Source organism: Microbulbifer epialgicus (genome assembly GCF_041447265.1).
Lineage (GTDB): Bacteria > Pseudomonadota > Gammaproteobacteria > Pseudomonadales > Cellvibrionaceae > Microbulbifer > Microbulbifer epialgicus.
Genome location: NZ_JBGMEK010000028.1, coordinates 12,651 through 30,477 on the forward strand (window position 1 = coordinate 12,651; position 17,827 = coordinate 30,477).

Consider the following 17,827-nt stretch of genomic DNA (forward strand, 5'->3'; position numbering starts at 1 on the left):
TGACAAGCATAAAAAAACCGGCTGCATGCCGGTTTTTTTATGCTTGGGAATTCTTCCGCTGAGTAACCAAATAAATCTAATCCAAATCCCACTGGGGAATATTGACCGGCGTAGGCTCAGGCTCAATCCGCTCACTCTTATCGAGCAAAAGGCCTTCTGCCGCACGCAGGCTGATATGATCGGTCGACACTTGTACAGCCGTCACCTGGTCTTGCTCATGATCCTTGACCAGGTTGCCCTCCATGGGCGCAAGCGTCCAATTGGGTACCGTGGGCCCATCTGATTTAGGCGTTTCCTTAGGCTCGGCGGCCGGCTGCTGCACGGTTTGGGATATGACGGATTCAGCCCCTCTCTCATTCCGCAAAGTGACCTGGGCACCGATTTTGGCCAAAGTAACCTGGAATTGCTCCGCCTGGGCTCGGCTAAGCCCTTTTCGCAAGATCAGTGGGCGGCCACTGAAGAGCTTTTCCACTGCCTGTGGGTTGCTCTTAAATAAGCGCGCCATATTGGTTTTCACATCACTGGCGGTAAATCCAGCAACCAGGTCGCCGCGGAAAACCAGGCTGTAGGTAGATTGTGACATCACTCAATCCCTATGTTATTCGTCCGGGCCCAGGGTCTGGTCCATGCTAAAGGCCGGGGCCCCTTCTATGCGACCGCCAACCTGGCGCGCCGGCACACCCGCAACCGTAGTGTGATCGGGCACATCGTGTAAGACCAGACTGCCTGCGGCAATTTTAACATCCGCACCTACCCTGACTGGCCCCAGCACCTTGGCTCCAGCACCTATCATCACGCCATGGCCAATTTTCGGGTGGCGATCCCCTGAGCCTCGACCACTGCCACCCAGAGTCACAGAGTGCAGGATGGAGACATTGTCACCCACCACGCAGGTCTCCCCCACCACCAGGCCTGTTGCATGGTCAACCATAATGCCACTGCCAAACTTGGCGGCCGGGTGGATATCCACAGAGAACTGCTCTGACACGCGGCTCTGGAAATATAACGCCAGGGTAAAACGTCCCTGACTCCACAACCAGTGGGCAATTCGGTGCGACTGCAATGCATGGAAGCCTTTGAAATAAAGAAACGGCGTCAGGTATTGATCACAGGCCGGGTCCCGATCGTACCAGGCGCAAATATCGGCATGCATACTGCGGGAGATTGCGGGATCACTCTCCATGGCAGTGGCAATCACTTCCTGCAAAGACGTAGCCGTCAATGCATTGTGGTCCAACACTGCTGCCAACTGGTCTGCAATTGCGTGCTCAAGTGACTTATGCCGCAGGATGGTGTTGTGGAAATAACTCGCCAGAATGGGTTCGCCACTCGCGGCTGCAGCGGCCTCTGCACGCATGGCTTTCCAGACATCACGGGGCTCGGTTTGGCTATCGATAATGAACTCCTCGCCGGTCGTTTCCACTTTATTCCTACAAGTTTTCACGGCACTTACCGCACCTGTCAAAAGCTACAGGCAGGCGCAGCTTGGCAGGAATACCAAGTCCTTTCAAGCGCCGTCACGGCAGGTGACGGGGCAGCGTCAGCTGCGCTTTCAGAGCGGCATATTTGTTGGATAGCAGTGATCCGGAACCCACACAAAACGCGTATAGATTTCCTCTAGCTGCTCACACACAGTGTCGCACAGAGCCAGATCACAGCGGCGCAGCTGTTCTTGCAGGCGCTCGATAGTCAGTAATTCCTGCAATTCCCGCGCGCGCGGCGCATAGCTCAAATGCCAGCGCTCCGGAGCCACACCACCACGATCCAGGGCAAAGGGGCGGAAAAGGCCGTAGCTCTGCGAGGCGGTGATACGCTGATCCAGCCAAAGGTGAAACGGGCCGAAGATGCCATCATCGGCCACTTCTTGGGGAGTCAACTGTACGTCGTAGCCTGCAGGCAGGGCAGCTGCATCGATCATGTCGAAATCGGTGCCCCAATGGTGGCGGGAAGCGCCCGGTAGCGCCGACCAGCGCAATATGGCCATAACCAGGTCCCGCGGCTGTAGACTGGAAATTTCCAGCGCTAGCCCTTCGCTATCGAGTACGGGCCTGTGCCCCTGCGCTTTACCATTCCAGATAGTACGCTGGCGCTCAAAGCTACGGAAACCTGAGACAATTCTTGGATCAAAGCCCGCATCGAGAGCATCGCGCCGCAAGCGCTGGAAAGCCACCAGGGCCTCGGGGTGTAGCAACTGACCCGAAACGGGATCGAGAATGACATGCTCATCAGTGAGCCCAAAGAGAATGCGCTGAAGCGGTGCGGATAACATTTGACTCCCGTAAGCAGGCGATTTTTGTAATGCAGGCTAAAGTGAAAAAACCCCAGGTGCCTACTCTATCAAATAGCGGCAAGGAATAAGCACGTCGACTAGGATTTGCTGGAGAGGGCAACAAGCGCTGTATTTCAGGCACCGACGGTTATCTTTTGTGGGCCGACAGTCAATTTATGCTAAGTTCAGCCGCGCGATCGAAGGAGTGATCGTATTAACTGGACGTTAACCTATGTAGGGAAATCTGAATGCATCCGAGTCAATCAGAATTACTGAAACTGAAAAACCTGGGCCTCGCCTCCGTCAATATCCTGCACTCTATCGGTATCCGCTCCTATGAAGACTTGCACCGCATAGGCCCGGTAGAGGCCTTCATCAGTATTCGAAACCGCGGTATCAATGCCTCCCGGGTGATGCTCTACGCCCTGCAAGGTGCCCTGATGGATGTACATTGGAACGACCTTGACCCCGACCTAAAACAACAACTGGCCAACGAGGCCGACCGCCTGCTGGCCACGCAGAACTCCGATTAATCAGCATATCACCGATGTAATGGCGCCCTCTCTCCCCTGCCCAGGGGGCGCTGGGAGCCCTGGCTCAAAAAACAGCTCACCGCACGACTGTCACACAAAATGCCCTAGCCTATCTAAACTTGCCTAAGGACTATTAGACGGAGAGAGCCGATGTTGCGAATTGGGCTATTCCTACTGACCAACTTAGCGGTCCTGGTTCTGGTTGGCATTATTTTCAATATTTTTGGCATAGGAGGTATCCTCCAAGCCAATGGTATCGACCTGAATCTGGGTGCTCTGCTTCTCCTCTGCGCCCTATTCGGCTTTGGCGGCTCTTTTATCTCCCTGCTGCTGTCTAAAACCATCGCGCGAATGAGCACCCGTACTCAAATCATCACCGAACCCCGCAGCGCCGATGAACAATGGCTGGTGGAAACGGTTCGAGAGCTATCGCGCAAAGCCAATATCGGTATGCCGGATGTGGGTATCTTCCCTATGCCCCAGGCTAACGCCTTTGCCACCGGCTGGAACCGCAACAGCGCCCTGGTTTCCGTAAGCGCCGGGCTGTTACAGCGTTTCAGCCGTGAAGAGGCACGGGCGGTTATCGGACATGAGATCGGCCACGTGGCCAACGGCGACATGGTGACCCTGGCATTGATACAGGGCGTGGTGAATACTTTTGTGATGTTCTTTGCACGCCTGGTCGGTTTCTTTGTGGACCGGGTTATATTGCGCAACGAGCAGGGACTCGGGATCGGCTACTACGTCACTTCTATCGTGATGGATATTGTCTTTGGCTTCTTCGCCATGATTATCGTTGCCTGGTTCAGTCGCCGCCGGGAGTACCGGGCAGATCACGCCGGCGCCAGCCTGGCCGGCCCCAACTCCATGATAGCCGCCCTGCAGAGGCTCAAGGTGGAATCGGAACGGGGCCACGAAGAACCGCTGCCAGGCAATATGAAAGCCTTCGGCATTTTCGGAAATATGGGTGCACTGATGGCCACCCACCCGCCTCTGGATGACCGAATCCTGGCTTTACAGAACCTCCGTAAGTAAAATCTGAGTCGCCGAGTAAAGTCATTAACTACATATTTATCCACAGGCAGGAAAGAGGGTTTGGCGCATAAAGGCATGTGGATAAATATGCCCTTGGCAGATACAGGTTTGCAATAACGCCGCTATCTTTTCTCCAATACCGCGAGCGAGGTAAACTTTCCGGCAAAGTGACAAAGCAAAGATTGCCATCCATGACAGCGCACAAAACTCTGCCAATCATTTTCTCCGCCCTACTTCTCTGTTTCACTTCCTCCCCTATTGCACAGGTTCAGGACTTTGCCACCGACGACGAACGCAACACCATGCAGGTGTTTAATTTCGCCAGCCCGTCTGTGGTCTATGTCACCAATGAAACCCTGGTGCGCGATCGCAGGACCCTGCGGCTGCAAGCGGTACCCAAAGGGGCCGGCAGCGGTTTTATTTGGGATGAACAAGGGCATGTGGTAACCAACTTCCATGTGATTGAAGGTGCACGCAAGGTCACCATCACCCTGCAAGACCGCAGCGAGTGGCCGGCCAACCTGGTGGGGTCAGCACCGGAAAAAGATTTGGCCGTATTGAAAATTGAAGCGCCAAAAGAACGGCTTAACCCTTTGGTCGTTGGCAGCTCCAGTGACCTAGCTGTTGGGCGCAAGGTACTCGCCATCGGCAATCCCTTCGGCCTGGACACCACCCTTACTACCGGAGTGGTGAGTGCTTTGGGCCGCGAAATTCAAGCGGCCAACAATCGCACTATCCGTAATGTGATACAAACCGACGCCGCTATTAACCCTGGCAATTCCGGCGGCCCACTGCTGGACTCTCTCGGCCGCTTGATCGGAGTGAATACCGCAATTTACAGCCCCAGTGGCACTAGTGTGGGTATCGGCTTTGCCATCCCGGTGGATACCGTCAAGAAAATCGTACCGGAGCTGATCGACCACGGCCGCTTGGTGCGCCCAATAATTGGTATTGAGTCCGCACCGGACCAGTGGAGCAGTCGCTATGGCTTTGAGGGCGTGGCGGTATTGCGCACAGCGCCCGGCTTACCTGCCGAAAGGGCGGGCTTACAAGGCATTTATCGCACTCGCCAGGGGGGCTGGCAGCTGGGGGATGTGATTGTCGAGATTGAGCAGCAACCCATCCGCAGCTACGACGATCTGTTGAATGCCTTGGAGAAGCATCAAGTTGGTGACGAAATTACCCTGGGCATCATGCGCGACGGGACAATACGCTATACGTCGATTACACTCGCGGCGCCGCAATAAACTAATAACAGAGTCCAGAGCCGACTTTATGCAGAAATACTTCCTGTGCCGCTACGATGAATTAACCGAAGGACAATCCAAGGGCTTTTCCCTCGGCGATACCGCCGCCGGTACTGACAATGTATTTGCCGTAATGAAAGATGGCGAGGTTTATGCCTACCGCAACACTTGCCCACATCGCGGCATCAATCTCGACTGGCAGGAAAACCAATTTCTAGATCCGGATGGCGCGCTGATCCAGTGTGCCTCCCACGGCGCCCTATTCCTGATAGAAACTGGCGAGTGCATCGCCGGCCCCTGTACCGGTGATGCCCTAACTCCAGTGCCAGTTGAGTATGCCCAGGATGGGCTCTACGCCCTGCTGCCACAATAGGGGACAGTCGCCAGGCTAGCTTAAGCGGCCCCGCCAGGCCCCATATCAACGGAATGGTAAAGGCTGTACCAGGGCAATTTCTTCAGCACCTATCTGCGCCTTATAAGCGAGCACTTGCACACCGGCAGATACAGCACTGTCGAGGGCATCAGCATAAGTGGGGTCAATCTCTCGCGCTGCCTCCACAGTTTCAATAGCACTGTGTTGCACACAGTAGAGAAGTACTGCGCGCACGCCGCTCTCCGCCAGTTTTTGTAATTCGCGCAGATGTTTGGCGCCTCGAGCACTTACCGCATCGGGAAAATAACCACGGGCCCCATCTGCCAGGGTGACGTTCTTGACCTCCACATAACAGTCGCCCTGATCACCAGACAACAGGAAATCAATACGGCTGTTTTCGTCTCCATAGCGCACTTCCCGACGCAGAGATTCATAGCCCTGTAGTTCACTGATCACTCCGGAAAGTATTGCCTCTTCTACCAAGGCATTAGCGCGCCCGGTATTCACACCAGCAAGAGCACCTTCGGGAGTAGTGGTGATCTCCAGGGTATGGCGATACTTGCGTTTGGGGTTGCCGGAATCCGAGTACCAACAAGCGGCACCCTCAACCCAGCAACTCTTCATAGAGCCGGTATTAGGGCAATGAATAGTAAAAACTTCACCCTCGGGCGACTCCACATCGGCGAGAAAACGTTTGTAGCGACGTAACAGGCTTGCCTGTTGAAACTGGGGAATAAACTTCACGGGCTGGCACTCTTGTACATTTCGGCGCCACAAAATAGCAGACAACTATTGGTGGCGCGAATCGCGCAGATTTGATAGCTTCCTCGCTCTCGGTCGCCAGCGGTATCGGCAACCGGAATAAGGATTAGCCTGCCGCTATGAGCTTTTTGACAGGTGAAAAAAGCACCAATCAAAAAGATTACGGTCTAGGCTAGATTGAATTTGGTGGTATCGCCCCCATTATCGGGGGCCCGTATAGAAAGAGAGGCAACGACTATGCCCAAAACTGCTGCGAGCACCGATTCTCTGCACGGCTTTGAGCCCTATAAGGAGACTAAGGGCGAAGAGTACATGAATGAGAAGCAGCAGGAGCATTTCCGCAACTTGCTGTTAGCCTGGAAGGCCGAACTGATGGCGGAAGTGGACCGCACCGTTTCCCACATGAAAGACGAGGCCGCAAACTTTCCCGATCCCGCCGATCGCGCCAGTCAGGAAGAGGAGTTCAGCCTTGAACTTCGCACCCGTGATCGCGAGCGCAAACTGATCAAGAAGATCGACGCCACCCTGGAGCTAATTGACCAGGATGACTACGGCTTTTGTGAAGCTTGCGGGGTTGATATTGGTATCCGCCGTTTGGAAGCGCGCCCTACAGCGACGCTCTGTGTCGACTGTAAGACTCTGGCGGAAATCAAGGAAAAACAGCTTTCAGGTTGATCTCTTCCGATTACATAACGGCGGTCACTAATGATCGCCCAGTTCGATTCGGCGGCCGACAGGACCGCCTTCTGTCATTTTGAAAAGTACTTCTCCCTATATCGGTCGATTCGCCCCTTCGCCGACCGGCCCCCTGCATTTTGGCTCGCTGGTGTGTGCGCTCGGCAGCTATCTCGATGCCCGCTCCCACGGTGGCCATTGGCTGCTGCGCATGGAGGATTTGGATCCCCCCCGCGAAGAGCCCGGTGCAGCTACCCGTATCCTGAATGCCCTGGAAGCCCACGGCCTGCACTGGCACGGCGCAGTCGAATGGCAGAGTCAACGCCACGCACTCTATGAGGGGACCCTTGAAGAGCTGCGCGAACAGGGACTTCTGTACCCGTGCTACTGCTCGCGCAATCAGATTCGCCAAAATGGTGGGCATGACAATCTGGGTTGCCGGGCAAGACCTGCAACCACTGGAGCCTATGCCCTGCGACTGCAATGCGCCGGTGGCGAGGAACGCTTTGAGGATATATGGTGTGGGAAACAGCGCCAGTCGCTACGCGAAGACACTATCCTTAAGCGCCGCGACGGCCTCTACGCCTATCAACTGGCAGTGGTCTTGGACGATATTGCCCAAGGCATTACTCAAGTTGTTCGTGGCGCCGACCTACTCGACACCACCGGCGCACAGATACGCTTGTTTCGTATACTCGGCGCCGAGCCACCGACCTTTGGGCACCTGCCGCTGGTAATGGGGCCTGGCGGCCAGCAAAAGCTTAGTAAGCAAAACCACGCGCCGGCTATTGACGACAAAAAAGCAGCAGGCAACCTGTGTGCAGCCCTGAGGTTTCTCGGCTTTCATGTGCCCAACTCGTTGGAGCAGGAAGCCCCGGAGCATATCCTAAGGTGGGCCACGGCTCGCTGGCAGCGCCACCAAGTTGATAAGCGCGACCGGCAATTGCACTAAGCTTCGGGGACAATTAACATTTTTGCGCTTGCGGCGTCCGCTCCAAAGTGATGCGCCTTTGCCATGGCAATGGGATTGCTCCTATGCCCCAAGTGAACTTGATAGACCAATAACTTCTTTTCCCTAGGCGGGCTTCCAAAGCTAACTATGAGCAACCGCACCCTGCTAATTCTATTTGTGCTGGTGGGCTATGTATTCTCCCCCACCATATTTACCTGGATGATCAATCCTGTTGGCGCCTGGTATCGACCCTTTATCCTCTGGTTTGCCTTGATCCTGCTGGCGATTTTTATCCAGTGGAGGCGCAAGTCGAATGAGCTTTGAGATAGCCCATATCGCCCTGATCGGCGTTGCTTACATAGCCACCTTGTTCTTTGTGGCCTTTGCAACTTCAAAGGGCTGGCTGCCTTCACGCTGGGTACGCCACCCCCTGGTATACGTACTCTCTCTAGGGGTATCCCTATCCGCCTGGACTTTCTACGGCATTGTCGACTTAGCCTGGCAGTATGGCTACGGCGTACTGGCCTACTATCTGGGCACCGGCGCCATGTTTCTGTTCGCCCCGGTAGCACTCGAACCCCTGGCTCGCCTGGCACAACGCTACCAGCTTTACTCCCCCGCGGACCTACTGGTGTTTCGCTATCACAGCCGTCAAGTAGGCACCCTTGCCACCCTGTTTATGCTGCTGGCTCTGCTACCGCTGGTAGCACTGCAAATCCAAGCGGTGTCAGAAACTTTGGCACTGCTATCTCGGGACAGTGTCACCGCCCTGGGGCTACCGGATAGTGGTGTTTCCAGCAAGAACCTGATCGCCTTTTTCTACTGTGTTCTCTTGGCGGTCTTTACCAGCATGTACGGCGCCACCCGTGAGCGCGGCGAGGGGCTCGCCAGTGCCATGGCGCTGGAATCCCTGGTGAAGCTGGTTGCTCTCACTGCGGTGGGCGGCTATGCAGTTTATGGTGTTTTCGGCGGTTTCGCAGGCCTCGATCAGTGGTTGTTGGAAAACAATGATATGCAGCAGCTGCTCTACACCCCCATTGAGCAGGGCTCTTCACACACCCTGCTGCTGGTATTTATCGCCACCGCTGTGGCCATGCCGCATATTTTTTACCTGAGCATTGCCGAGCGCCCCACAGGACAGGCATTGCGCACCGCCAGTTGGGGCTTCCCGTTATTTCTGTTGCTGATGGCACTGCCGATCTTCCCGATTATGTGGGCGGGCTTCGCTCTCGATGTAGCCGAGCCAGTGCAGTATTTCTCCCTGGCGGTGCCGCGTGCCAGTGGATCGACATTACTTACCACCCTCGCTTTTATCGGCGGTCTTTCTGCCGCCACTGGCGCTTTGATCATGATCACCCTGGCACTGTCCACCATGGTAATGAACCACTGGCTACTACCAGGTACCCGCTGGCACTCTGAAGACAATATGTATCGCCAGCTGGTATGGCTGCGTCGCGCCCTGATTGCCGCGCTATTTATCGCCGGGTTCGCCTTCTACTTGCTGTTAAACAATCGTCTGTCCCTATCAAACTTGGCCTTACTGGCATTTATTGGCTCACTGCAGTTCCTACCGGGTATCTTCGCAGTAATCCACTGGCCTCGTGGTAATCGGCGTGGTTTTATTGGCGGTTTGCTGGGGGGCATGTTGATCTGGGGCTGTGGCCTGATGCTACCCTCAATTTTCGATATGAGTGGCATCAGCTTGCCCGGTACCGCCATACAGATACCGCTGGGGATGTCCATCTGGACCCAGGTCACAACACTTTCACTTGGGGTCAATATCCTGCTGTTTATCGGGCTATCTCTCTTCACCCATACCAGCAGCCTGGAGCAGTACGCCGCAGATCTGTGCAGTGACGATACCATCGCTCAGGCTCTTCGCCTCGGGCTCGATGTGGAGTCTGCGGCGGACTTCCGCTTGCGCCTGTCGGAAAGCCTCGGAGCGGCCACAGCCAATAAAGAGGTTAAACGCGCTCTCAGCCAGCTCAAGCTACCGGACAATGAGCGCCGCCCCTACGCGTTACGCCAACTGCGCAACCGGTTGGAGGCCAACTTATCAGGACTGCTCGGACGAGTTCTGGCCGGCCAGATTATCGATCGCCACTTCCCCTTCCAAAACAGTGATCAACCTGCCAATAAGGATATCCACCTGATCGAGACCCGCCTGGGCCGCTACAAGCACCAGCTCACTGGACTCGCCGCCGAACTCAATAACTTGCGCCTCTACCACCGGCAGATGCTGGAAGAACTTCCCATGGCCGCCTGCTCTCTTGGGCGCGATGGCGAAATCCTATTGTGGAACTACGCGATGCAGGACCTCACCGGCATCACGGCCAGTGAGGTAATCGGCTCCAAGCTGGAATATCTGGTGCAACCCTGGCGCAGCCTATTGGCGGAGTTCGCGGAATCCACCGATGCCAGCCGTTTCAAGCAACAGGTGAGCCTGGAGGGCAACAGCCACTGGCTCAATTTGCACAAGACCCGCCAAAGGCGCAGCCGCAACGACCGCACCGGCGATGACCGCGGCGACGGCCAGATGCTACTGCTCGAAGATACCACCGAAACCCAGATACTAGAGCAGGAGCTGATTCACAGCGAGCGCTTGGCTTCGGTGGGACGCCTTGCCGCCGGAGTCGCCCACGAAGTGGGTAATCCGGTAACCGGCATCGCCTGTCTGGCGCAAAACCTCCAGTTTGACAGCGATAATCCAGAGGTACTGGAGACCGCCGACCAGATTCTTAGCCAGACCCAGCGCATCAGCCGCATAGTGCACTCGCTGGTCAACTTCTCCCATAGCGGCAGCCAGGAGAGCGAACGTGCCCCTGTGGATCTGTATGCTTGCGTGCAGGAAGCAGTGCACCTGCTGTCCCTGCAAAGGGATAAGACCGAAGTGCGCTTCGATAACACAGTGCCGGAGAACTTGATCGCCCCAGGTGACAACCAACGCCTGATCCAAGTGTTTATCAACTTACTCAGCAATGCCCGGGACGCCAGTCCCGATGGCGGACACATCTTAATCGAGGGTTATGTTGCAAACGGCAGTGCCTGCGTCTCTGTCACAGATAATGGCCCCGGAATCTCCGCCAAAAATCGCGACCGAATTCTCGAACCTTTCTTCACCACCAAGGAGCCCGGTGAGGGCACAGGCTTAGGATTGGCGATGGTATACAGCATTGTTGAGGAGCATGAAGGACAGCTGGAGCTGGTGAGCCCGGCCAACCGGGAGACAGGCCGAGGCGCCAAATTTATCGTTCAGCTACCACTGGCAGCCTGAGCATCGGCAGCCAAACTGATCATATTTTGTGCAAAATCATCCCAATTCGCAGTTTTTGAGTTGCATAGAAACGGCACTCAGGTAAAACTAGGCGCTTATTGAGTGTTTTGTAACCAGGCGTAACACATGAGCCACATCCTGATCGTCGAAGATGAAGCCATTATTCGAACGGCGCTGCGCAAACTACTAGAGCGACATCGCTACAAGATCAGTGAGGCAGGCTCCGTACGCGAGGCCCTGAGTAAATATCGGGTCAATGAAGTAGACCTGGTAATTTCTGACCTGCGCCTGCCTGGTGCTCCCGGCACCGACCTGCTCAAACATGCGGGGGAAGTACCGGTGCTGATCATGACCAGCTACGCCAGCCTCAGATCTGCGGTGGACTCTATGCGCATGGGGGCCGCTGACTACATCGCCAAGCCTTTCGATCACGACGAAATGATAGCCACGGTGCGTCGGGTAATCGGCAAGGCTGAACAGAGCCGCGCCCAGACCTCCACCGACAAAGGAAACACCGGCACCATCGCTGGCATGATCGGCACTAGCCAAGTGATGCGCGAGCTCTACGGCCGTATTCACAAGGTAGCCCCCACCGACGCCACTGTGTTGGTGCATGGTGAGACCGGTACCGGTAAGGAGTTGGTGGCCCGAGCCATCCACGAAGAGAGCCGCCGTGCCGGCAAGCCACTGATTTCAGTGAACTGTGCCGCTATCCCCGAAACCCTGATTGAGTCTGAGCTGTTCGGCTATGAGAAAGGCGCCTTTACCGGCGCCCAGAGCGCCCGCGAGGGCCTTGTTGCTGCCGCCGATGGTGGCACCCTGTTCCTCGATGAGATCGGTGAATTGCCCCTGGAGGCCCAAGCGCGCCTGCTGCGCGTAATCCAGGAGGGTGAAGTCCGTCCTATCGGCTCCATTGAATCGCGCAAAGTGAATGTGCGCCTGGTAACAGCGACTCACCGCAACCTGCGCCAACTGGCTGTGGAACGCAAATTCCGTGAGGACCTTTACTACCGTATCAATGTGGTGCAAATGACCCTGGCTCCCCTACGCGAGCGCGGTCGAGACGTGCTAGCACTGGCAGAGCACTTGCTGGAAAAGTTCTGCACCAAAATTGAGCGCCCATTACTGCGTTTATCCCCAGAGGCAATCCAAGCAGTCACAACCTATACATGGCCCGGTAACGTGCGCGAATTGGAGAACGCTATCCAGCGCGCTGTGATCCTAACTGACCGCAACAGCCGGGAAATTGACCACAAAACCCTGGATATTGAATTGGACCTGGTGCCGATAGACGAAACTGCCGATGTCCCGCGCCCCAGGAACTCACATACAGACCCTCGCGAAGATCTGTCTCTGGAAGACTATTTTGCCCGCTTCGTGATCGAGCATCAGGACACCATGAGCGAAACGGACCTGGCAAAGAAGCTGGGGGTCAGCCGCAAGTGCTTGTGGGAGCGTCGGCAAAAGCTGGGGATTCCCCGCAAGAAGGCCCGCCGTAGCGCGGTCGCCGAAGTCTGAGAAACTCTAATCTGCACCCTGTGCAGGTACTCCTACCTGCACATTCCCATCTTCTCCAGCACCTTCTAGCCCCCCGACACACCAAGCGATCCCCACTAGGTAACAATTGAAAGTGTTACCCAGCCTGCCCCACAAGTAACAATTGCCGCACCTTCCGTAACGCAATGGGCCCGGAAAAAGTTCCGTCAAATTTCGTAAAGAATATAACTTATTGATTATTAAGGATTTTTAAAAGTTGGCACACTAAGTGCTTTATCCTTAGTACAAAATTTAAAAACGGCCAACAATAAAAATAAATGACCGTTAAAAGCCCTATAACAACTCACAATAAGCGGGCGAAACACAATAAGAATAATGGGGAGGCCGATAATAAAAGCAATGAGAGGCCAAAACCGAAAGAACAACAATAAATAATAACAATAAACTTCAAAGAAGAATAAAAATAACAACAAGCGCGTTGCAAACTGACTGAATTGTACCTGGGAGAGGGTGTTTGCTTGATAGCAAATTAAGAGCGCAAGGAAGCCGCTACCTTCATACTGGTAATAATAATTCCCATAACCTTTTCCTCAAACTTCCCGGCACCCGCAGATTGCGGGCGCATTCCTTTGCGTGTGTTAGAATCGCGCCCGCAAGTCCGACTCACTGACGACAGATGCCCCTCTGGCACCTCTGGTTACGGACTTTGCCCCTGGGCACGCCCAGGTATATGAGGCCCCAGCAGTGCCGCAGACAATCCCCTTATCAAAAGGGGCAAGGAAAGAGCGGGTATAGAGCCTGCCGCCACCGGAAGTGTGGCCTGAGCACCAGCAGGGCTTTTCCGGTCATTTTCGAATGGCAGTAGTCAAGACAGACAGCCGTATGCTCAATAATTTGATTAGTAGTATCAAACGCTGGCGCAAGCCGGCCACCAAAGGCCCCAGGGTTATCGCCCGCAACGATCACAACATCTCCCGCCGGGACATCAGTCGCGCGGCCCTGACGGTCATGAAGCGTCTACAGGAGGCAGGATACCAAGCCTATATTGTTGGCGGCGGTGTCCGCGACCTGATGCTCGGCGGCCACCCCAAAGACTTCGATGTGGCTACTGACGCCACCCCCGAGCAGGCTAAAGAGCTCTTTCGCGGCGCGCGCATTGTGGGGCGGCGGTTCCGCATCCTGCACGCACGCATCGGTCGTGAAGTCATTGAAGTAACCACCTTCCGTGGGCACCACAGCGAAGGAGAGGATCACGAGGCTAGGCAGTCCGAGCACGGCATGTTGTTGCGTGATAATGTCTACGGCGACCTCGAAAGCGATGCCATGCGCCGGGACTTCACCGTCAACGCGCTCTATTACACTACCGACGGTTTTGCAATCCACGATTACACCGGTGGTGTGGAGGATATCGAGAAACGCCTGATTCGCATGATTGGAGCCCCGATCATCCGCTACAAAGAAGATCCGGTAAGGATGCTGCGCGCAGTGCGCTTCGCCGCCAAGCTGGACTTCGCTATTGAGCACAATACAGAAGCCCCACTTCAGGAGCTATCCCCCTTGCTCCGCAATATCGCTCCAGCCCGGCTTTTTGATGAGATCCTCAAGCTGCTTATGAGCGGGCAGGGCGAGCGCACTTTTAAGTTACTACACCGCTACCACCTGTGGCAGCACCTATTCCCGGATAACGCCACCCAAATAGAGAAGAGCCCCGCGGCGCTGGAGCTGGCCCAAAGCGCGCTACGTAATACTGATCAGCGTATACAGGCGGATATGCGCGTTACTCCCGCCTTCCTCTACGCTGCCCTGCTCTGGCCTGCGGTGAATGAGGAACAGAGCAAACTGGTAGGCAAAGGCATTCCGCCGGCGCCGGCACTGGCGCAGGCCGCACAGAAAATCACCAGTAGTCAGCTAGCACATACCGCAATTCCCAAACGTTTCTCCATCCCCATGCGCGAAATCTGGGACCTTCAGCACCGTCTGCCTCAGCGCGGAGGTAGTCGTGCGCAGCGTCTGATGGAACACCCGCGTTTCCGTGCCGCCTATGACTTCCTATTGCTGCGCGAGGGGAGCGGTGAAATTGAAGCTGGGCTGGGCCAATGGTGGACCGATTTCCAGCAGGCCGACGACGAGCAACGCCAACAGATGGTACGGAAGCTACAGCGCAATGGCGGAGGCAATCGCCGCGGGCGTAACTCCCGTGGCGGACGCCGACGCAGGCCCAAGGCGGCCGAGTAATGGAAAAAGTATTTATCGGGCTCGGCAGCAACCTGGCGCAACCGCAGAATCAATTGCGTAGCGCACTGGCAGCCATAGATCAAATCCCCAGCAGCCGCCTGCTGCGCTGCTCCAGTTTCTACAGCAGTGCACCTATAGGTCCAGGCGAACAACCGGACTACGTCAACGCTGTAGCAGAGTTGGAAACTGCGCTCTCCCCCATTGAGCTTCTAAACCACTTGCAGTCCATCGAGGCTGCCCACGGGCGCGAACGCTCTGTGCGCTGGGGAGCGCGCACTCTCGACCTGGATATATTGCTGTTTGGAGAAAAGCAGATTGATGAGGTGCGCTTGCAAGTACCCCATCCCCGTATAGCTGAGCGCAACTTTGTCCTCTTGCCACTATCCGAACTGGAACCCAAGTTGAAACTGCCAACCGGGAAGACTCTGCAGCGACTTCTACAAGACTGCCCACACAACCGCCTGAACAAAATCTGAGCGGTCTTCAACACTGCGGTAAAAGTACTCGACTGAAAGCCCCGCTTGATAGTACTTTTGCGCCTGCAGCCCATCAGGGAAGACGCCCCAACAAGAGGAGTCGAACACGTGGTTATCGACAATAGCGAAACCAATCCGTGTGAATTCGGCCTGTCAGACAGGACGCTACCGAAATTTATTGCCGTGGAAGGCAATATCGGCGTGGGCAAAACCACGCTGGCCAAAAAGCTCGCCACCACCTTCAACTACGACACCCTACTGGAGTTACCGGAAGAAAACCCCTTCCTCGAACGCTTCTACCGCGACCCCAAGAATGCAGCCTTGCCGACCCAACTGCACTTCCTATTGCAGCGCTCACAACAGATCCAGGCGCTGCGCCAAGACGACTTGTTCGAGCCGGTGCGGGTCGCGGATTTCCTGATTGAGAAGGACCAACTGTTCGCCCAGGTAACCCTGGATGCCGATGAACTCGCCCTCTACCAACAGGTATTCCAGCACCTCACTCTGGAAGCGCCAAAGCCGGACTTGGTGATCTACCTACAAGCCCCACTGGAAGTCCTGCAGGCCCGTATCCGCAATCGCGGCATCCCTGCGGAACGCGCTATCAGCAACGAATACCTGGCGACACTCAACGACGCCTACACACAGTTCTTTCACTACTACGACAGTTCGCCGCTACTGATCGTCAATAGTGAGGAGATCGATATTGTCGATCGCCCAGAGGATTACCGCCGGTTGGTCGAGTACATGCTCACAGTGACCAAGGGCCGACACTACTACAACCCGGGAAGTTAATCGTTATGTATGCACCCTCTGAATTAGAAAAGCTCGTTACCGTTCAGACCCTGCGCAAGATGAAAGCGAACGGCGAGAAATTTATTACCGTCGCTCTGTACGATGCGCCTATGGCAGCCATGGCACAGAAGACCGGAGTAGAAACAGTATTGGTAGGTGACTCCCTGGGTATGACCGTACTCGGCTACGACAGCACTGTACCAGTGACTATGGAACAGATGATTTACCATGTAGAAGCGGTGGCCCGCGGTAATAAAAAGTCCCTGATTATGGGCGATATGCCGTTTATGACCTACGCCACCCCAGAACAGGCACTCGCCAATGCTACGCGTATCATGCAGGCCGGTGCCCATATGGTGAAAATTGAAGGTGGCGCCTGGCTAGTCGAAACCGTCAAAATGCTCACCGACCGCGGCATCCCCGTCTGCTCCCACCTAGGCCTCACACCTCAGTCGGTTCACAAACTCGGTGGTTACCGTGTACAGGGCCGCGATGAAAAGCATGCTGAGCAAATGCTTGAGGATGCCATCCTACTAGACCAGGCGGGCGCTGACCTGCTGGTACTCGAGTGTGTCCCATCCACACTGGCAAAGCGCATTACCGAAACGGTCTCTATGCCCACTATCGGTATTGGTGCTGGTCGCGACACCGATGCCCAGGTACTGGTTATTAACGATATTCTCGGTCTCACAGAACAGCCGCCGAAGTTCTCCAAGAACTTTCTGGTGGAAGCCGAAGATATTCCCGGGGCCCTGCGCAAGTATGCCGAAGACGTCAAGCTCGGCGTCTTCCCTGACGACTCACATTCTTTCAATTAATATTTTCATTAAGCCGGGGCCCAAACTATCCCGGTACCCTTCCCGGCAGCTCCCCCAGGGGCTGCCCTCCCAGCGGTAACACTATGACTTTCGATCAACTTCTCCTCGAGTGGAATCTGGGCCAGGACGGCATTTCAGTTCCGCCGGGCTGGACCCAGGGGCGCGCCACATTTGGCGGATTAGTAGCTGCCATGCTCCACGAAAAAATGGCAATAGAGGTAGCCCAGGACAGCAGTCTGCGCTCAGTGACCTTCTCTTTTGTTGCCCCGGTGGGCGCAGAGGCCGTGCAAACCTCAGCCGAAATTTTACGTGCCGGGCGCTCTGTTACCCAAATGCAGGGCCATCTGCGCCAAAACGACGCGGTCGTGCTCGCGGGGCTGGCTAGCTATGGTCGAGGCAGGGATTCCTCAGTAGAGGTCAATGAGGCAGCCGCAGCGGAATTTGATGAGCCGAACAAATGCGTGGCCCTGCCCTACTTCGAAGGTATAGTGCCGGAGTTCACTCAGAAATTTGATTACCGTATCGCTATCGGCCAACTGCCTTTCAGTGGCACAAAAGAACGCCAGCTAGGCGGTTGGGTGCGTTTTAAGGATGGCAGTGAAAATACAGTGGGCATCAGCCACCTCCTGGCCCTGATCGACGCCTGGCCACCCGCCACCCTGCCGATGCTTAAAACACCTGCTCCGGCCAGCTCTCTAACCTGGACCCTGGAGTTTATGGAGCCACTACCCAATCATAAGGCGAGCGACTGGTGGCAGTACTTAGCGGAAGTGGAACAGGCAGAGGATGGCTACGCGGTTATCCAAGCGCGTCTATGGGATAAAGATGGCCGACTTGTCGCACTGTCCCGACAGATGGTGACTATTTTTGGCTGAAACAGGCCAGG

18 protein-coding genes are annotated in these 17,827 nt (G+C 55.5%); 14 read left to right on the top strand and 4 right to left on the bottom strand.

All coding sequences use genetic code 11. The annotated features are described in order from the left end of the window. Positions 1–76 precede the first annotated feature (76 nt). From ACCI49_RS13220 to ACCI49_RS13230, 3 genes are all read right to left on the bottom strand, one after another. Positions 77–583 carry a hypothetical protein gene (locus tag ACCI49_RS13220; protein ID WP_371839485.1) on the bottom strand — a complete coding sequence of 169 codons (507 nt, stop codon included), beginning with the start codon at positions 581–583 and terminating at the stop codon, positions 77–79. 15 nt (positions 584–598) lie between these two features. Then, a complete protein-coding gene (gene cysE / locus ACCI49_RS13225) occupies positions 599–1,423 on the bottom strand; it encodes a serine O-acetyltransferase (protein ID WP_442928490.1) in 825 nt (274 codons plus the stop codon). 129 nt (positions 1,424–1,552) lie between these two features. After that, a complete protein-coding gene (locus tag ACCI49_RS13230) occupies positions 1,553–2,269 on the bottom strand; it encodes a M15 family metallopeptidase (protein ID WP_371839486.1) in 717 nt (238 codons plus the stop codon). A 248-nt stretch (positions 2,270–2,517) separates the two neighbouring features. Here ACCI49_RS13230 and ACCI49_RS13235 point away from each other — a divergent pair, with 248 nt between their 5' ends. The 4 genes from ACCI49_RS13235 to ACCI49_RS13250 all read left to right on the top strand — a co-directional run bounded on the left by ACCI49_RS13235 (position 2,518) and on the right by ACCI49_RS13250 (position 5,457). Then, the gene (locus ACCI49_RS13235; RefSeq protein ID WP_371839487.1) at positions 2,518–2,802 is read left to right on the top strand and encodes a TfoX/Sxy family protein; all 285 of its coding nucleotides are present in this window, start codon (positions 2,518–2,520) and stop codon (positions 2,800–2,802) included. Between the two features lie 150 nt (positions 2,803–2,952). Next, on the top strand, positions 2,953–3,837 hold the full coding sequence (gene htpX / locus ACCI49_RS13240) for a protease HtpX (protein ID WP_371839488.1): 885 nt from the start codon (positions 2,953–2,955) through the stop codon (positions 3,835–3,837). Positions 3,838–4,028: 191 nt separating this feature from the next. After that, the gene (locus ACCI49_RS13245; RefSeq protein ID WP_371839489.1) at positions 4,029–5,084 is read left to right on the top strand and encodes a S1C family serine protease; all 1,056 of its coding nucleotides are present in this window, start codon (positions 4,029–4,031) and stop codon (positions 5,082–5,084) included. 28 nt (positions 5,085–5,112) lie between these two features. Further along, the gene (locus ACCI49_RS13250) at positions 5,113–5,457 is read left to right on the top strand and encodes a Rieske (2Fe-2S) protein (RefSeq protein WP_371839490.1); all 345 of its coding nucleotides are present in this window, start codon (positions 5,113–5,115) and stop codon (positions 5,455–5,457) included. Positions 5,458–5,502: 45 nt separating this feature from the next. On the opposite strand, the gene sfsA is transcribed toward ACCI49_RS13250, so the two are convergent. Further along, complete coding sequence (sfsA, locus tag ACCI49_RS13255) at positions 5,503–6,201, bottom strand: DNA/RNA nuclease SfsA (RefSeq protein WP_371839491.1); 699 nt, start codon at positions 6,199–6,201, stop codon at positions 5,503–5,505. A 255-nt stretch (positions 6,202–6,456) separates the two neighbouring features. On the opposite strand from sfsA, the gene dksA reads away from it, so the two are divergent. The 10 genes from dksA (at position 6,457) to ACCI49_RS13305 (ending at position 17,816) form a co-directional block, all read left to right on the top strand. Continuing rightward, positions 6,457–6,894, top strand: coding sequence for an RNA polymerase-binding protein DksA (gene dksA / locus ACCI49_RS13260; RefSeq protein WP_152454721.1), 438 nt, complete (start codon positions 6,457–6,459; stop codon positions 6,892–6,894). 79 nt (positions 6,895–6,973) lie between these two features. Next, positions 6,974–7,846, top strand: a complete 873-nt coding sequence (gene gluQRS, locus ACCI49_RS13265) for a tRNA glutamyl-Q(34) synthetase GluQRS (RefSeq protein ID WP_371839492.1) — start codon at positions 6,974–6,976, stop codon at positions 7,844–7,846. 147 nt (positions 7,847–7,993) lie between these two features. Then, positions 7,994–8,170, top strand: coding sequence for a hypothetical protein (locus ACCI49_RS13270; RefSeq protein ID WP_371839493.1), 177 nt, complete (start codon positions 7,994–7,996; stop codon positions 8,168–8,170). Continuing rightward, positions 8,160–11,120: an ATP-binding protein gene (locus ACCI49_RS13275; RefSeq protein WP_371839494.1), complete on the top strand. Its 2,961-nt coding sequence runs from the start codon at positions 8,160–8,162 to the stop codon at positions 11,118–11,120. Before ACCI49_RS13270 ends, ACCI49_RS13275 begins: the two co-directional genes overlap by 11 nt. A 126-nt stretch (positions 11,121–11,246) precedes the next feature. Further along, entirely contained in the window at positions 11,247–12,638 is a 1,392-nt protein-coding gene (locus ACCI49_RS13280; protein ID WP_371839495.1) for a sigma-54-dependent transcriptional regulator, read from the top strand. Positions 12,639–13,472: 834 nt separating this feature from the next. Continuing rightward, positions 13,473–14,852, top strand: a complete 1,380-nt coding sequence (pcnB, locus tag ACCI49_RS13285; RefSeq protein ID WP_442928491.1) for a polynucleotide adenylyltransferase PcnB — start codon at positions 13,473–13,475, stop codon at positions 14,850–14,852. Further along, entirely contained in the window at positions 14,852–15,328 is a 477-nt protein-coding gene (gene folK, locus ACCI49_RS13290) for a 2-amino-4-hydroxy-6-hydroxymethyldihydropteridine diphosphokinase (RefSeq protein ID WP_371839496.1), read from the top strand. The genes pcnB and folK overlap by 1 nt, the downstream gene beginning before the upstream one ends. 108 nt (positions 15,329–15,436) lie before the next feature. Beyond that, positions 15,437–16,123, top strand: coding sequence for a deoxynucleoside kinase (locus ACCI49_RS13295; RefSeq protein WP_371839497.1), 687 nt, complete (start codon positions 15,437–15,439; stop codon positions 16,121–16,123). A 5-nt stretch (positions 16,124–16,128) separates the two neighbouring features. Continuing rightward, complete coding sequence (gene panB, locus ACCI49_RS13300) at positions 16,129–16,941, top strand: 3-methyl-2-oxobutanoate hydroxymethyltransferase (protein WP_371839498.1); 813 nt, start codon at positions 16,129–16,131, stop codon at positions 16,939–16,941. 83 nt (positions 16,942–17,024) lie between these two features. Next, positions 17,025–17,816: a thioesterase family protein gene (locus ACCI49_RS13305; protein WP_371839499.1), complete on the top strand. Its 792-nt coding sequence runs from the start codon at positions 17,025–17,027 to the stop codon at positions 17,814–17,816. Positions 17,817–17,827: the final 11 nt, after the last annotated feature.

Excerpts from the sequence above, each read along its gene's own strand:
- ACCI49_RS13220 (WP_371839485.1), bottom strand. The coding sequence starts at position 583 with ATGTCACAATCTACCTACAGCCTGGTTTTCCGCGGCGACCTGGTTGCT.
- ACCI49_RS13230 (WP_371839486.1), bottom strand. The coding sequence starts at position 2,269 with ATGTTATCCGCACCGCTTCAGCGCATTCTCTTTGGGCTCACTGATGAG.
- ACCI49_RS13235 (WP_371839487.1), top strand. The coding sequence starts at position 2,518 with ATGCATCCGAGTCAATCAGAATTACTGAAACTGAAAAACCTGGGCCTC.
- htpX (WP_371839488.1), top strand. The coding sequence starts at position 2,953 with ATGTTGCGAATTGGGCTATTCCTACTGACCAACTTAGCGGTCCTGGTT.
- ACCI49_RS13245 (WP_371839489.1), top strand. The coding sequence starts at position 4,029 with ATGACAGCGCACAAAACTCTGCCAATCATTTTCTCCGCCCTACTTCTC.
- ACCI49_RS13250 (WP_371839490.1), top strand. The coding sequence starts at position 5,113 with ATGCAGAAATACTTCCTGTGCCGCTACGATGAATTAACCGAAGGACAA.
- dksA (WP_152454721.1), top strand. The coding sequence starts at position 6,457 with ATGCCCAAAACTGCTGCGAGCACCGATTCTCTGCACGGCTTTGAGCCC.
- ACCI49_RS13270 (WP_371839493.1), top strand. The coding sequence starts at position 7,994 with ATGAGCAACCGCACCCTGCTAATTCTATTTGTGCTGGTGGGCTATGTA.
- ACCI49_RS13275 (WP_371839494.1), top strand. The coding sequence starts at position 8,160 with ATGAGCTTTGAGATAGCCCATATCGCCCTGATCGGCGTTGCTTACATA.
- ACCI49_RS13280 (WP_371839495.1), top strand. The coding sequence starts at position 11,247 with ATGAGCCACATCCTGATCGTCGAAGATGAAGCCATTATTCGAACGGCG.
- pcnB (WP_442928491.1), top strand. The coding sequence starts at position 13,473 with ATGGCAGTAGTCAAGACAGACAGCCGTATGCTCAATAATTTGATTAGT.
- folK (WP_371839496.1), top strand. The coding sequence starts at position 14,852 with ATGGAAAAAGTATTTATCGGGCTCGGCAGCAACCTGGCGCAACCGCAG.
- panB (WP_371839498.1), top strand. The coding sequence starts at position 16,129 with ATGTATGCACCCTCTGAATTAGAAAAGCTCGTTACCGTTCAGACCCTG.
- ACCI49_RS13305 (WP_371839499.1), top strand. The coding sequence starts at position 17,025 with ATGACTTTCGATCAACTTCTCCTCGAGTGGAATCTGGGCCAGGACGGC.